The following is a 14,358-nucleotide window of genomic DNA, read 5'->3' on the forward strand; positions in this document are numbered from 1 at the left end:
CTGGCCACACTTTCAGGACGGTTATCGACTAGCAGCAAACTACAATCGGGCAATGTTGATGGGGCGTCAACAGCATTTCCAAATGACAAGAAAGATTCCGCTGCATCGACCATCGGGAATTCAACCCAAAATACTGAGCCCTGCCCTTCCTGACTGTCAAAATCGATCCGCCCCCCATCGCCTCAGCCAGACGCTTGGCAATTGCAAGACCGACGCCCGTACCCTCGATATGCCCTTTTTCCTCCCCCAAACGGTTAAAGGGCTCAAAAACTTCTTTGCGTCTCTCTGCGGCAATCCCCTTGCCGGTATCCAAAATATTCAGCCTCAACCAACCATCGGCCTGCGGCGTAAAATTAATGATGACACGGCCATTTTCGCGATTGTATTTCACTGCGTTGCCCGCCAGGTTCAATACGACTTGCTTATAGCGCACCGGGTCCGCACAAATATAAGCGGACTCCCAGCCAAGAGGTTCAAACATCAAACTTACGCGACGGGTTTCAGCTAGGGGCTCGAGTAAACGTTTACATTCTGCAACCAAATCGGCCGGACGAATTAATTCCATCGAGGGGCCCAAACGCCTACTGTCAATTCTGGCCAGCTCCAATACATCGCCGACCAAATGCAATAAATGCTGCCCCGCGCGACGAATTTCTGATAAGCGCTGACGCTGGTCTGCGTTGAGGCTCTGATCTAACTCGACAATTTGGCTGTAACCTAAAATTGCATTAAGTGGTGTGCGTAATTCATGACTCAGGCTAAATAATAAATCTGCCCGATGCGCATTTTCCTCCCGCTGCAACTCCAGCTCCCGCTCCATTTGCGAAAGTCTTTCCCGGCTGCGGCTGACATCTTGTAAAACTCCCAACACCCGCACCGGCTGACCGCGACTATTTAATTGGGCCTTGCCGCGGCAGCGAACCCAAACCACACTGTTATCCGAACGCCAGATGCGAAATTCCACATCGAGCGGCAACCCCTCGCGCACATGATCCCGCATGGACTGCTCAACCCGAGGGAAGTCCTCCGCTAAAATTCGAGCCTTCCACTGCTCCGCAGCTGAAATACCGATACTGCGTATCGGGCTCACTTCGTAACCCAGAATCCCCCAGCAGGCATCATCAAGTACCATTTCATCTGCGCGTAGATCCCACTCCCATAAACCATCGCCAACTCCAGACAGTGTTTGTAAGGGGCGCTCGCCAGGCAGGTTGGATAGGTAGCGCTGGGCCAAGGTTTCAGTGAAGTCAGCGCAACTTCCAATCACAACAAATCCACTGTCATCCTCGAGGTTTATTGCGCGTCCCCGCAATCGTAACCAGCGCAACTGACCGAGACTGTCGTAGGCCCGAAAAGTAGTATCGAAGTGTCCACCTTTGTTAGTAAGACGGCGCCGCACAGTGATAATTCGATCCCGCTCATCAGAGTGAACCGAACGCAATTCATCACCCGTCCACAGGGAAGTCAAAGAGAGTTCTGCAGTTTCTGCAAACAGGAGCCAAATTTCACCCTGAGCACGCTGGGCACCGGAATCCGGATGCCACTCCCACAACCCGCAATCTGAATCCAAAAACAAATCTTGCAAACAAGCGGTATGACGAGGCAGGCGCGACGCATCCAAAGAAGAGAGCTCATCGACGGTTGCCAACTGGAACACTGCGCTGGATGGATTTGGGGTTAGTGACTCTGACACACAGGGCTCGACTATCGAAATTAGCTCATTAATTACCTGGCTCATGCATCCTTGCCATAAAAGAGAGCCTCTCCCCCGGGGTCGCTAAATTTGGGAACGCCTCGGGAGACCCTAAACTAAAGCATTATGGGCTTTGCGCAAAGTGCGGGCAAAAAAAGGCCCCGCAATGCGGGGCCGTAATCAGCGATGATGAGAGAAAACGGGAAGTCACCCAGTGTTAATGGTTTGCCATAACCCTAAGAAACTCTCCCGAAATGCGGGTCCTTTGCCCCGCACAATCACTAATGCAACCCTTATGCCAACTTTAAAAACGGTGTTTTTAACCGGCATCACCCTTCGTCCATTGTGTCACAGTAAACTTACGAACCATTGCGAACCTCAAAATATGGTCGCCGCACCAAAACAATGCATTCTCGGCAAAGACACTAGGGGAAAAATCGCTATCAGGTCTGAGAAAAATCGGGACCGCAGAATATGGCCGGTGAGATTTGCTTCTCCCGGGCATACATAAACCCGAGGACCACACTATGAACACAACCTCGATAGACTCTACTGTCAAAAGAAAACGCTTCTGGCCTCCCACGTTGCTATTTGCCATAACCGGTTTGTTGGCAATTATTGTTGTGCCCCTATATGGCTTTATTTTTGGTTATCACTGGTATCAGTGGCTCGCATTCGCCGTAATGGGTGCAATGTGCAGCCTTTCTATCACCGCCGGATATCATCGCCTTTGGTCCCACAAAAGTTATGAGGCTCACTGGGCCCTACGATTATTATTTGCACTATTCGGAGCCGCAGCACTACAAGATTCTATTTTGAAGTGGTGCGATCATCATCGCCACCACCACCAGTTTGTTGATGACAACAACCGCGACCCCTACTCAGCCAAACGCGGATTTTGGTTTTCCCATATCGAATGGATGATGCATGAATATCCAACCAGCCACCAAAACTTCGAGAATGTACAAGACCTAAAGCGGGATAAAATTGTGATGTGGCAACACAATAACTACATTCCAATCACCGCCACCATGAATCTTGGGATTCTCACCCTGCTGGGAATTTGTACCGGCGATATTATTGGTATGTTCTTACTTGCAGGAGCACTCCGAATTGCCTTCTGTCACCACACTACTTTTATGGTAAATTCCATCATCCATCGATTTGGTAGCCAGCCCTACCGGGATGATGTGACCGCTTGCGATAACAAAGTTGTTAATTTTTTTGTTTTTGGTGAGGGTTACCACAACTACCACCACGCCTTTCAGATCGATTATCGCAATGGCATTCACTGGTTTCATTACGATCCAACCAAGTGGGTCATTAAAGCTCTTAGTCTGATCGGTATTACCCGCAACCTAAAAGTAGCCTCTCCAGTGAAAATTCAAAAAGCCAAGCTAGACCTACAGTTTAAGAAGGCGCGTAAGAAGCTGGAAAGCGGATCTCTGCCCAAGGGAGTCGAAGAGGCCCTAAAAAGCGAAGCTCTACAGCTCACTCATACCTTGGAAAAATGGGAGCAATTGCAATTAAAAAGCAATAAGACTAAAAATGGAGAAAAACCCAACAAATGGGAGTTAACCCAAATACAAACCAAGACGAATGAACTTGAGTACAGCTTGAAAATGCAAGGAGAACGACTTCAAGCTCTGATGGAACACGTCCAGGAAGAAAAACCTAAGCAAGCTTTATAGTCAGGCCCCCTAATGGAGCCCAAACCTAAACTTCTGCGTCTTTGCTCACAGCAAATTTGCGCATGGAAAATGCCACCCGTTCATCCACATTTTTCCTGAACATTTCTTCATCAAATTTTTCGATAAAGCCCAAGCGCTCGCGCAAGCCAACACCGTTGGCAATTTGGATTGCCAACCCTGGACGCGCATTGGCCTCCAGTAAGAGCGGGCCACGTTCACGATCCAGGACAATGTCACAGCCTAAATAACCCAGCCCAGTCATTTCGTAACAGCTTGCCGCCAAGCGGACCAGCTCGTACCAACCTGGCACATGCAATGCATCGAAAGGCACTTCAGTGTCCGGGTGCTGGTCAATTCGCAACCCGCGCATTACCGCATGACAACTTTTGCCCGTGGCCAGGTCGATACCAACACCCACAGCGCCCTGGTGCAAATTGGCTTTACCATCTGAGGCGTGGGTTGAGCAGCGCAGCATGGCCATCACCGGATAACCGCGAAAAACAATAACCCGCACATCAGGCACACCCTCAACAGAGTAGCGATCGAAGACCGGGTCAAAGTCCACCAGGGCCTCCACCATCACCCTGTCGGGTTTGCCACCGAGACTGTATAGGCCGCTGTGAATATTGCTTACGTGCCGCAAGATATCCAGCGCATCAATTTCAGCACCGGATATCTTTTTATATTTGTCACCATTGCGACCGGCAATAACGAGAATACCTTTACCACCGGAGCCCCGTGCCGGCTTGATTACAAACTGCCATAGGGGGTCAATCACCTCCATAACTCGCTTGCGGCTGGCAGGGCTTTCAAATGCCTCGATTAACTCGGGCACAGGGATTCCCGCTTTTTTAGCCGCGCGCTTAGTGTTCAGCTTGTCGTCGACGATGGGATATTTTTTGCGGTCGTTATAGCGCGCAATATAGTCAATATTACGCGCGTTCATCCCTAACACCCCCATGCGGCGCAGGGTCAGCGGAGATACCACTCCGCCGCGAACTTTATTGAAGATATGCTTAACTGAAAACTGCAGCATAACGCCCCCTAGCGAACCAGCGGACGGAAACGCATCAACTCACTGAGTCGATATCCGGTGTAGTTACCCACCACCAGAATAAAGGCCAGCAATACCAACAGTAACTCGGGGAAGTTGAACGTCCAATGCTCAATATAGCGGTTGGTCATTACCCACCAAGCCAGTATCGCCACTAACAAACTGCCCCCGGACTGCACCACAACCTCGTAGGGGCCATCCTCCTCCCACACAATCGACATACGCTCGATAGTCCAGGCAAGGATAATCATCGGGAAGAATGTCACTGTGAGAGCCTGCTCAATGCCCAGCTTATAGCTGACCACACTGATTGCCCCCATTATTATCACCACCGTCACCACGACGGCGGCGATCCTCGACACCAATAGCAAATTGAGCCTACTGAGGTAGAACCTCACCCAAAGGCCGAGGATCAGGATCAAAGTAAAAATGGCTAAACCGGTAATCAACTGGGTTTCGATAAAGGCAATTGCCAGCAGTACCGGCATAAAGGTACCGGAGGTGCGCAGGCCCACAAATACACGCAGCAGCACCACCACCAGGGCCCCCACAGGCACCAGCAGGATCAGCTTGAAAATACTCTGCTGCTCAATGGGCAAACTGTAGATCGAGAAATCCACCAGCGCATCTTTCTCATCTTTGGTGCTGCGCATAGAGACATCGCGAGCGGGGACATCATTGGCAATCACAGAGAAAGTCACTTGGGAGTTACGACCGCCCTCAAGATCTAAAAGACTCTTGCCGCCGCGCTGCCAAATAAAGAAATTTTCCGGCACACCAGGCTGGCCACTGCTGGGTTCAAACACGATCCAACGCTTGCCATCATAGACCTCAAGCAGATCTTCTGGAGATAGTCGACGTCGATCATCCTCCAGGTAGAGGCCGCGAATACGGTGAGCGGGGATATCGGCTGTCGCCAGTACAAGCAAAGCGACATCTACAAAAGAGCGGTCGGCGTAATGGCGGAAGATCAGGTTGCGATCCTGATTCTCATCGTCATTCAGTTCGAATAGTAACTGGGTAGTTAGAGATTCCACATCGGAAGAGCGCTCACGGGCCTGCACAACCAGGGAGTAAATCGCCAAGCGCACCGCTTCTTGCTCACGGGCCCCCAGGAAGGGTTTTTGTATCTCAGTGCTCAGATCCAGAGGCTGCGCCAGCGCGGCACCGGGACGCTGGTAGACATCCAGCTGATAGAAGAGAGATTGGGGGCCTCTTGCGGCCCGGCGAGACCAAATGGCCCGATAGGCATCATCTTCTCTCGCGATATAGAAACCAAAACCGGAGGAACTGAAGGTCTCCCCCAGTATTTCCATATTGCGCTGCTCGCGCGGGAGGGTCAGTGCGGCCTTTACCGGACCGCCATCGGCATCGAAACCCACTTTTGCTTCGATAGTCCACACGGTGCGGTACTCACCCGGCAACAGCGGAAAACCCAACTCAAGGTTTTTATAGGCGGTCAGGCCTGCTCCTACCAATGCGAGTAACGCCGCAATTACATAAACTTGGACACGCGGCGACATTCGCCATTCCCCGTAACTCTGAGGTCCCAATTAGGGACCCAATTGGATAACTGGCCTATTTAACCCCGTCTATTTGGGGTTGGCCCTGGACATTGCGCCGGCTCACATCGACAACAGCGGCATCTTTGAGGAAGTTGCGTCCCAGCAGCATCAATAAATCAGAGCCGCCCTCATCGGTCAGGTTAACTTCGACTTGGTGGGTAATACGCCCAACAGTCAGGTTAAGCTCCACTACCGGCCTGCGCTGATTATCGAAACCCAGGCGCTCCACTCGGACATGGCGTTTTATCGGCAGCTCTACTGAGACCGGGTCCATTTTGCTCGACTGAACAATCTGGAACCTGACCCAGTCCCTGCCATCCCGCTCGAACGGAGTCAGCTTCCTGACCCGCAGTGTGGAGGTTGGTGAACCTGTATCGACAACGGATTCCAGAATCAAGCCGGGAGGCTCTATGGCCACTTCTTCTACCGATCCCAAAACCAACTTATCTTTGGCAACGGGCACTTCGACTACTTTTTCTACAGTTCGTTCGATTACCCGCTCAACAACCTTCACTTCCGGTTCCGCACAAATCACTTCCGCAGGCTCTGGGCACTGCATTGCAGAATCTGGTGATTCTACCGGTGGTGCAACTTCCGCTGGTTGAGCGGCCCTGTCCCGCCCCGGATACATCAGTGACTCACAACCGGCGAGCACCGAAAGCGTCAACATTAACCACAGAAGGGAAAATCTCTGCATACCAACCAATTACCTCAAGCCCCATTAGCAATGCCATTCGGACCGCTACAAACGCGCGGTGTTCGCTTATCTGACGGAGAAATTGCTCCCCGCCTCAGGCAAAAGGTCGATATTAGCTCATGAGCGCGGCCACTGCACAGCGATGTCCGCCGAGTCGCGGGACTCAACACTAACAATGTGACATGCCGCCCAGAGTGATTGGGAGCACTGGGCTCATGGAATCAGAAGCCGGTTAGCCCTGCTGCAGGCGCTGGTCGATAGTTTCCAAAATAGCCAGCAGTGCCGCAGCATCATCCCGCCCCTTGAAGAACTCCTCGGCAACCGGAGCAATACCACACTGGCCCGGTAGGGGCATCTCCCCTTCAATCAGGACCTGCATACGCGGCAAAAAAATAAATTGAAGCCACTGGGGCAAGGTCAATGTATCCACACAGAATGGCTCAGTGCTGGCCAGGGCTTCTGCGGGCGGCGCATTATCCTGCCAAACCTGCAGGCTGCGCAGTTCGGATTCAAGGAACAGGAGCTGATCAGCGATTTCAGAATAAATAGGTTGCATAACTCATAGAACCTTCACATTTACAGCCGTGATAATACGCAATAGCCACCTGCCCAATCTGAGTAACAGCGCAAATACGACCAAAGATTTTCTAAATTTTTCGATTAAAGGGCGGCAGTGAGTTCAGTATTGCCTGACCATAGCGACGGGTAACCACCCGGCGATCCAGCAAGGTGACTGTGCCGCTGTCCCCTTCTGCCCGCAGTAAGCGCCCGCAGGCCTGCACCAATTTTAGGGCTGCATCCGGCACTGTGATTTGCATAAATGGATTGCCGCCCTTGGCTTCAATCCACTCCGCCAACGCTGCCTCAATTGGGTCATCGGGCACCGCAAAAGGCAGTTTCGCAATAACCACGTGGCGGCAGTAGTCACCAGGCAAGTCCAACCCCTCAGCAAAACTCGCAAGCCCGAACAGGATACTGCTGCCACCGCCATCGATAATCTCACGGTGGCTATCCAGCAACTGCTGGCGAGATTGCTGCCCCTGCATCAGAATTCGATTGCGCCAGGTACCAGGGAGCGCCTCGTAAACCGTCTCCATCTGGCGACGGGAGGAAAACAGTACCAGAGCGCCACCCTCCCCTTTCAGCAGGTCTGGCAACGCATCGATAATGGCGTCTGTGTGTTGCTCTGCATTGCCCGCATCTACAGCTTCCGGGGGCACTTGCAGTGTTGCACGGGAAAAATCGAAAGGACTCGGCACCACCTGATAGCTAGCATTGTCCGGAGTACCGGCACGCATTTGCAAACGATCAAATTTCCCCAGGGCTGTGAGTGTGGCCGAAGTCAGTACCGCGCCGTAGCAGCGGCGCCACAAGCTGTACTCCAGGGTTTTGCCTGCGAGTATCGGTGAGCTGCATACCTCAAAATCAGTGGAGCCGCCCCAATCCACCAGGGTGACCCAACGCGCCTGGGGCAATGCGCCATCAGCATCGGCACGGGCGTAATTCGCCCACAACAGAAGGTTGGCCTCAGCGCGCCCATGCCAACTGCCCAACTGGGGGTACCAGCGCTCCAGATCTGCCAGGGGTACCGGTGAGTGGCCGTCCTCCATCATGCGTTGGGCGGTCTGCAACATCTTGCTGAGCAGGCTTTCCAACTCATCAAAGTCTTCCCGCAGCTTTTCCGCCAGCTGCGACATGGAATCGGGGATTACCCCACCTTCAAAGCGATGGCGGATGGTATTGCCCCGCTCATCTTCAAATTCACACAGCTCTTCAATCAGCGGCCACATCTGCTCCAACCCCTGCTTGGCAGAGGTGAGAACCGCCGGCAGCTGCTCGCCGCAGCGGTCGATCTGGGCGCCGTCACCAATCTCACCCAGCATCTGCCCCAGGGCCTTATTGGTTTGATCCAACCAACCGGTGGAAGCCCCTACGCGACTGTGGTGAGAGAAATGATTGAGAGCCTTTTCCGGTAGATGGTGGGCTTCATCAAGTACATAGATAGTCTCTTCCGGGGGCGGAAGAATTGCACCACCACCCAGGGCTAGGTCCGCCAGCAACAGGTCGTGGTTAGCAACGATCACCTGGGTCTTGCCCAGGCTCTCTCGCGCTCGGAAGAAGCTGCAATTGGTGACATGGGGGCAGCGGCGGCCACTGCACTGGCGATGGTCAGTGGTAACCCGACTCCAATCATCCGTCTCGATCGTATCCGGCCAGTTATCCCGATCGCCATCCCAGGTACCCGATGTCAGGCTATCCGTCATCTTCTGGTAGAGAGCGACACTCTCCGCTTCCACCTGCGGGAGCTCATCTTCATAGAGACCAAGGGAAAGGCCAGTGCCGGAGGCAGAAAAGCTGGACAAGAGTTGATCCAACTTGGATAGGCAGAGATAGCGGCCACGGCCCTTCGCCAGGGCAAACTCAAATTTGAGCCCGCTGTGACGAGCAACTTCTGGCAGGTCCTTGTGGATAATCTGTTCCTGCAGGGCCACCGTGGCGGTGGATATCACCAGGGTCTTGTCCTGGGCCTGGGCCAGGGGAATAGAGGCGAGAAGGTAAGCTACGGTTTTACCGGTACCCGTACCCGCTTCAACCACACAGATATGCTCGCCATCAGTCTTGTCGCTATCGCGCTCACCACTGGCATTCTGGGTGATGGAACCCAGTGAGCGGGCAATGGCGGCTACCATCAGCTTCTGCCCATAGCGGGCTTTCAGCCCTCGACCGGACAGGAATTGGCTATAGGCGCCCTGAATGGCGCTTTTGTGTTTTTCGTTGAGCACGGGGGTGAGGTCTATTCGCTAAGTGGCTGGCGCAGGGGGCGCTATTATCCACTAAGCGCCCTCTCCCCACCAGCGTCTGAACTCAGCGGGCCTTACTCATAGGCGAGGCGAGATACCACGGGGTTGGCGTAGGCCTGAATAGCCTTGTCGCGCCAGCGCTCATCGACCCGAGCCATGCGCGCTTCAAACTTCTCCCGCTCTTCTTTATGTGCAGCGGGGTCCCAGGCTTTAGCCGGATATCCCACCGGTAATTGCGGAACCTCACCGTAAACCATCTCGTAGGCAATCATATTGGATGGATGCAATGTGTAGTTGCCGATAACTTGGCGATCTATTTCTTCAGCCAGGCTGTTTACATCGTTAAAATCACCTTCAATCGGCGTGCCGAAGGCGGCATGTACACGGCCTTTGTGACCGACAATGCCCTTACCAATCGAGGCCAAGTCCTCGTTTTTACCCTTCTTGTACTCGTCCTTGTGCTCGGTAACGTAAATTTCCTTGGCCTTCTGTGCATCACAGGGGTCCCATTCGTAGGAAATAGACACCGGAACAACGTGCAACTTGCGCCAAAAATCGGCAAAGGGCGTTTCCCGGTCCTTAGTCATGGCGAACATGGCGCAGAGTGCTGGATTGGTGCGATCCAGGCCATCTTTGGCGCGCCCGGAACGCTGTGCGATCCACACATGCTCGTTATCGTTGACGATGGAGTGATAGATGTAATTGGACAACTGGGTTGCTGCCTGCAGCTTTTCCCGACGACTGCCAGAACTGCGCACCACGGTGAAGCACTTATTCAACTTCATCAGGTCGCTGGCAAACTGCTTGCTGAGCAGGTTGTCTCCAATCGCAATGCGGGAGGTCTCATGCCCTTCGCGGAACATCGCCTGAATCATCAGCGCCGGGTCCATAGCGATGTCGCGGTGATTGCTGACAAACAGGCAGGCGCGATCCCTGGGCAGGGTATCCAGACCAGAAATGCTCAGGCCGGAGGTGGTGCGCTTGATCACCTTCTCCATATATTTGCCGACAATCTCTTGAAGATCCCGCACATTGCGAACATTGCGGAGTTCAAAGCGCAGAAACTGACGTACCAACCAGGCGACGGCGCCCTCCAGCTGAGCCAGTTTGGGGACAAGGAAATGCGCAGCTGCGTGGGACATTTCCGGGTCGGCAATTAGCCTTTTGATAACCTCGCGCACTTCATCATCGCGATAGGGGCGCATATCCTCGAATTGAGAGGGGTCTAACTCACTTGCTCTCATGAAATACTACCTGTCGGGCCTGCCTCAGACGGCCCGCACTTATTTATTTTGCGGCTGGATCAGCCGGGACTACTGGGCGCAGAACATACCGGAAGCGTCGACGAACTGCCAGCACTGGACCCGACCAGATAGTTGACCCCAGTGATAAATCCGGTTTCGACGACCAGGTCAACGCCAAAATACAGCGATGGTGCGATGATACAAAGTGGACTTCACCGCCCCAAGCTATGAGAATAAGGCTATTAACCGCCGCCGACGGCAAAACAACGATAACGAATACGGCGCTAGCCACGCAGTCAAGCAGGAGTTCACCTTGTCTCAATCCAACCCCAGCTCAGAGCCGCGCGCTCCCAGCTTAACGGACGCCCTGATCCCTCTCGGGATTCTCGTCGCACTGTTGTCACTATCCGTATATTTCTACGGTGCAGACTCCTCCTACGGTCCCAATCAAATAGCGCTACTGCTCTGTGCCTGCGTTGTGGCCCTAATGGGGATGAAGAACGGACACGGCTGGAACGACATGGAAGGTGGGATGCTCCATGGCATTGGCCTGGTATTTGGCGCTATTCTGATCCTACTGTCTGTAGGTGCACTTATCGGTAGCTGGATTCTGGCCGGCACAGTGCCTTCAATGATCTATTACGGCGTGCAGATTCTGTCGCCACAGTGGTTCTACGCCGCCAGCTGTATTATTTGTGCCGTAGTAGGACTAAGTATTGGCTCCAGCTGGACCACAGCGGGCACCTTAGGTGTGGCACTGATGGGAATTGCCGGCGCTCTGGGCCTATCCCTTGAGGTCACTGCCGGAGCCGTAATCTCTGGCGCCTACTTCGGCGATAAGATGTCTCCGCTATCTGACACTACCAACGTGGCCGCAGCGGTAACATCCAATGATCTGTTCCAGCATATTCGCCATATGATGTCCACAGCGATCCCGGCCTTCGCGATCGCCCTGGCGGTTTTCGCTTTCCTGGGTTTTACCTCTGAAGCCAGTTCTGCCTCCGCAACTGATATCGAATCATTGCTCACCGCGCTTAGCAGTGAGTTCAAAATTTCCCTGGTTAGCCTGCTGCCTTTGATCTTGTTGCTAGCAATGGCTTGGCGCAAAGTCCCCGCTTTCCCAACATTGATCATCGGCTCCCTGGTTGGCTGTGCCATCGCACTGATTTTCGAACCGGAAGCCGCCCGTCGACTCGGTGGTGGTGAAGGTGCTTTAGCCCCCCTGAAGGGCGCTTGGTACAGTCTGTTCGACGGCTATAAGTCCACTTCCACCAACGAGAACGTGGCTGCATTGCTGTCCAAAGGCGGTATGAGCAGCATGCTCAACACCGTATGGCTGATCACCTCCGCCATGGCCTTCGGCGGCGCTATGGAGCGGGCCGGATTCCTACAGGTCATCGTCCAGGGAGTTTTGTCACTGGTTAAAACAGTGGGCGGCCTGGTAACTGCCACCGTCTTCACCTGCTTTGGAATGAACCTGGCCGCAGGCGATCAGTACATGGCGATTATTATTCCGGGCCGTATGTTCCGCGAAGCCTTCAAGGAAAAGGGCCTACACGGGCTTAACTTGTCTCGCACCCTCGAGGATTCCGGCACCATCACCTCTGTGCTGATTCCCTGGAATACTTGTGGTGCCTTTATGGCGGCAACGCTGGGTATTGCTACCTGGGAGTATTTACCTTTTGCCCTATTCAATATTATCTGCCCTCTGTTGGCGATCGCCTATGGCTGGCTGCACTTTAAACAGAAGCCCATTTCTGTAGCGGCTACGGCATCTTAAGGAAATAGACAAAACCCCTATGAGTGAAAGCGGTACCCTAAGCGCCCTGATCGAGCAGGCTGATTTCAAATTGCGCTGGTTCGATCTGGGCCGGCGCTTGCAGTCGGTTTCGAAATCCACTGCGGCATCCTTCGAAGCAGGCCTGACTCCCTGGCCACACCCATACTTGCGCCAGGCCTGGACGGGCCTGCTGCTGCAACCAGCCGAAGGCGGTGAACCCATCGTCTGGTTCCTGCGATTTCCGCTGGACGAGCAGGGCAAGCTGCAACTTCAAGCCCGAGATGGATTGCTTCGCGCTCTGGCACAGGAACTCAAGCTGGGACCCGCTTCTGAATCTGCAGCGCAGCTAGACCAGCTACTGCAGCAAAGTGGCTTGCTGTTTACCCCGTCAACTGAGCGGCAGGCAGCATTCCACTCCCAAACAGCGCTTCTGCTGGGCCGCCAGCCCAGCGAACATTACGAGCCTGTCCTGCGCTATTTTGGCGACCCGGAAAATCACCGCTGGGACAACCTCGCGCTGCAAGGGATCGCCGACTTGGCCGTGCGCTGGGAAAAAGAAAGCACTTTGTTAATGCGCCAGATTGGCAAAGTCGCAGCTCCGGTTTTTATTAACCTTTGCCATTGCCTGGAAAACCAGCCGGTCGACCACCGTCTTGCGACAGCCATTATTGAGCGAGCAGAGCAAGAACTGGCGGCAAGCACACCGGATATATCAGTGGTCGCTGCTGCTATCAGGGGGATCTCTCACTCACCAGCCAAAGGATTGCAACAGGCATTTATACAGTCACTTTTGGCTGAAGATGCCAGCAACCAGAATAAAGAAGTCCTGGCCGCAATAGGCAGTCGCTGCATCCAAGATTTGGAAGAGCAGGAACTGGCCGCACAGTGGGTTGGCAAACTAGCCGATGCCGCTGACCAGCAGACTTTTAACTTACTGCTTTCCGACTTAATGTTCATTCCGAAAGTGCGAATCGCCCTATTGAGTGCTATGCGTGACCCGGCAAGAAAGGAAAGTCTCGCAATAGCCTTTGGCAATTTTTTGCATGGCCCCAAACCGACACACTGACGACTAATTGATAACGCCTCTGCTGGTGCTCCCCCATCCATTAAAGCTACTTTCACGAGTAAGAATTTTTAATAGAAAAAACCCTTACTCGTGAAACCATTTTCTTTGCATCGCAAAAAAATCCCCAACCCATAAAACGACATTATCAGCCACAATAATAATTTTTAAGGCCCACCTCAAAATTGGCGCGATCGGTTTCAGCGCGTAGATTAAATAACCGAAATTCACCATAAAAAATGGTCGGCACAAACCACATTTTTTAAAAACCCCCTTATTTAAGTAGTTTTTTAAAATAAATTGGCGCACCTCTTTTCATAACTTGATCATTGACAGACATTTAAACCCAACGCCTATTACACTCAAATAGGCGGTACCTTTGTAGAACAGATTTTACAAAGCTGACCAACAGGTGACGTTTTATTGGCTATGCTAATGGCTAACATCAACGGAAAGGAGTTAGGGGATGAATTTCACTCCAGCCAAGTACTTAATTGGAATTATCAGTGCACTGGTTCTTGCAGGTTGCTGTAGCCCTCCGGCACCTCCAGCTTACTGCCCACCCGGCGCTGAACAAATTCCTCTATCCATGGCTTGTCCTGCAGATGCCGACTGCTGGATGGCTTCCGACAGAGTGCGCTGCATGAAGGTGGTCAAGTAAAATCTTTTTCTTGCCCGACAGCGTGGTGATTCATACTAAATGAAGGTTTGACCCAATCACTGCTGACAGACACCCGATTTACAAAGCCTTATTTAGTATGGATCACCAC

At 53.0% G+C, this 14,358-nt stretch carries 11 protein-coding genes; 4 read left to right on the forward strand and 7 right to left on the reverse strand.

Annotation, left to right across the window (positions count from 1 at the left end):
• Positions 1–28: 28 nt before the first annotated feature.
• A complete protein-coding gene (locus tag P0078_RS09095; protein WP_282934083.1) occupies positions 29–1,738 on the reverse strand; it encodes a sensor histidine kinase in 1,710 nt (569 codons plus the stop codon).
• A 482-nt stretch (positions 1,739–2,220) separates the two neighbouring features.
• Between P0078_RS09095 and P0078_RS09100 the strand changes: the two genes are divergently transcribed.
• Positions 2,221–3,384 (forward strand): acyl-CoA desaturase, encoded by a 1,164-nt coding sequence (locus P0078_RS09100; RefSeq protein ID WP_282934084.1) that lies wholly within the window; start codon positions 2,221–2,223, stop codon positions 3,382–3,384.
• 25 nt (positions 3,385–3,409) lie between these two features.
• Here P0078_RS09100 and P0078_RS09105 read toward each other — a convergent pair whose 3' ends face one another.
• The 6 genes from P0078_RS09105 to P0078_RS09130 all read right to left on the reverse strand — a co-directional run bounded on the left by P0078_RS09105 (position 3,410) and on the right by P0078_RS09130 (position 10,745).
• Positions 3,410–4,420: an alpha-L-glutamate ligase-like protein gene (locus P0078_RS09105; protein WP_282934085.1), complete on the reverse strand. Its 1,011-nt coding sequence runs from the start codon at positions 4,418–4,420 to the stop codon at positions 3,410–3,412.
• An 8-nt stretch (positions 4,421–4,428) separates the two neighbouring features.
• Positions 4,429–5,961: an inactive transglutaminase family protein gene (locus P0078_RS09110; protein WP_282934086.1), complete on the reverse strand. Its 1,533-nt coding sequence runs from the start codon at positions 5,959–5,961 to the stop codon at positions 4,429–4,431.
• 55 nt (positions 5,962–6,016) lie between these two features.
• Positions 6,017–6,700 carry an ATP-dependent zinc protease family protein gene (locus P0078_RS09115; protein WP_282934087.1) on the reverse strand — a complete coding sequence of 228 codons (684 nt, stop codon included), beginning with the start codon at positions 6,698–6,700 and terminating at the stop codon, positions 6,017–6,019.
• A 232-nt stretch (positions 6,701–6,932) separates the two neighbouring features.
• Entirely contained in the window at positions 6,933–7,256 is a 324-nt protein-coding gene (locus P0078_RS09120) for a YqcC family protein (RefSeq protein ID WP_282934088.1), read from the reverse strand.
• Between the two features lie 91 nt (positions 7,257–7,347).
• On the reverse strand, positions 7,348–9,483 hold the full coding sequence (gene dinG / locus P0078_RS09125) for an ATP-dependent DNA helicase DinG (RefSeq protein ID WP_282934089.1): 2,136 nt from the start codon (positions 9,481–9,483) through the stop codon (positions 7,348–7,350).
• Between the two features lie 92 nt (positions 9,484–9,575).
• A complete protein-coding gene (locus P0078_RS09130) occupies positions 9,576–10,745 on the reverse strand; it encodes a 1-acyl-sn-glycerol-3-phosphate acyltransferase (protein WP_282934090.1) in 1,170 nt (389 codons plus the stop codon).
• Positions 10,746–11,058: 313 nt separating this feature from the next.
• Here P0078_RS09130 and nhaC point away from each other — a divergent pair, with 313 nt between their 5' ends.
• The 3 genes from nhaC (at position 11,059) to P0078_RS09145 (ending at position 14,249) form a co-directional block, all read left to right on the forward strand.
• Complete coding sequence (gene nhaC / locus P0078_RS09135; RefSeq protein WP_282934575.1) at positions 11,059–12,525, forward strand: Na+/H+ antiporter NhaC; 1,467 nt, start codon at positions 11,059–11,061, stop codon at positions 12,523–12,525.
• A 19-nt stretch (positions 12,526–12,544) separates the two neighbouring features.
• On the forward strand, positions 12,545–13,591 hold the full coding sequence (locus P0078_RS09140; RefSeq protein WP_282934091.1) for a DUF3549 family protein: 1,047 nt from the start codon (positions 12,545–12,547) through the stop codon (positions 13,589–13,591).
• 463 nt (positions 13,592–14,054) lie between these two features.
• Positions 14,055–14,249 carry a hypothetical protein gene (locus tag P0078_RS09145; protein WP_157533369.1) on the forward strand — a complete coding sequence of 65 codons (195 nt, stop codon included), beginning with the start codon at positions 14,055–14,057 and terminating at the stop codon, positions 14,247–14,249.
• Positions 14,250–14,358: the final 109 nt, after the last annotated feature.

This window comes from Microbulbifer sp. VAAF005 (genome assembly GCF_030012985.1).
Taxonomy (GTDB): Bacteria; Pseudomonadota; Gammaproteobacteria; order Pseudomonadales; family Cellvibrionaceae; genus Microbulbifer.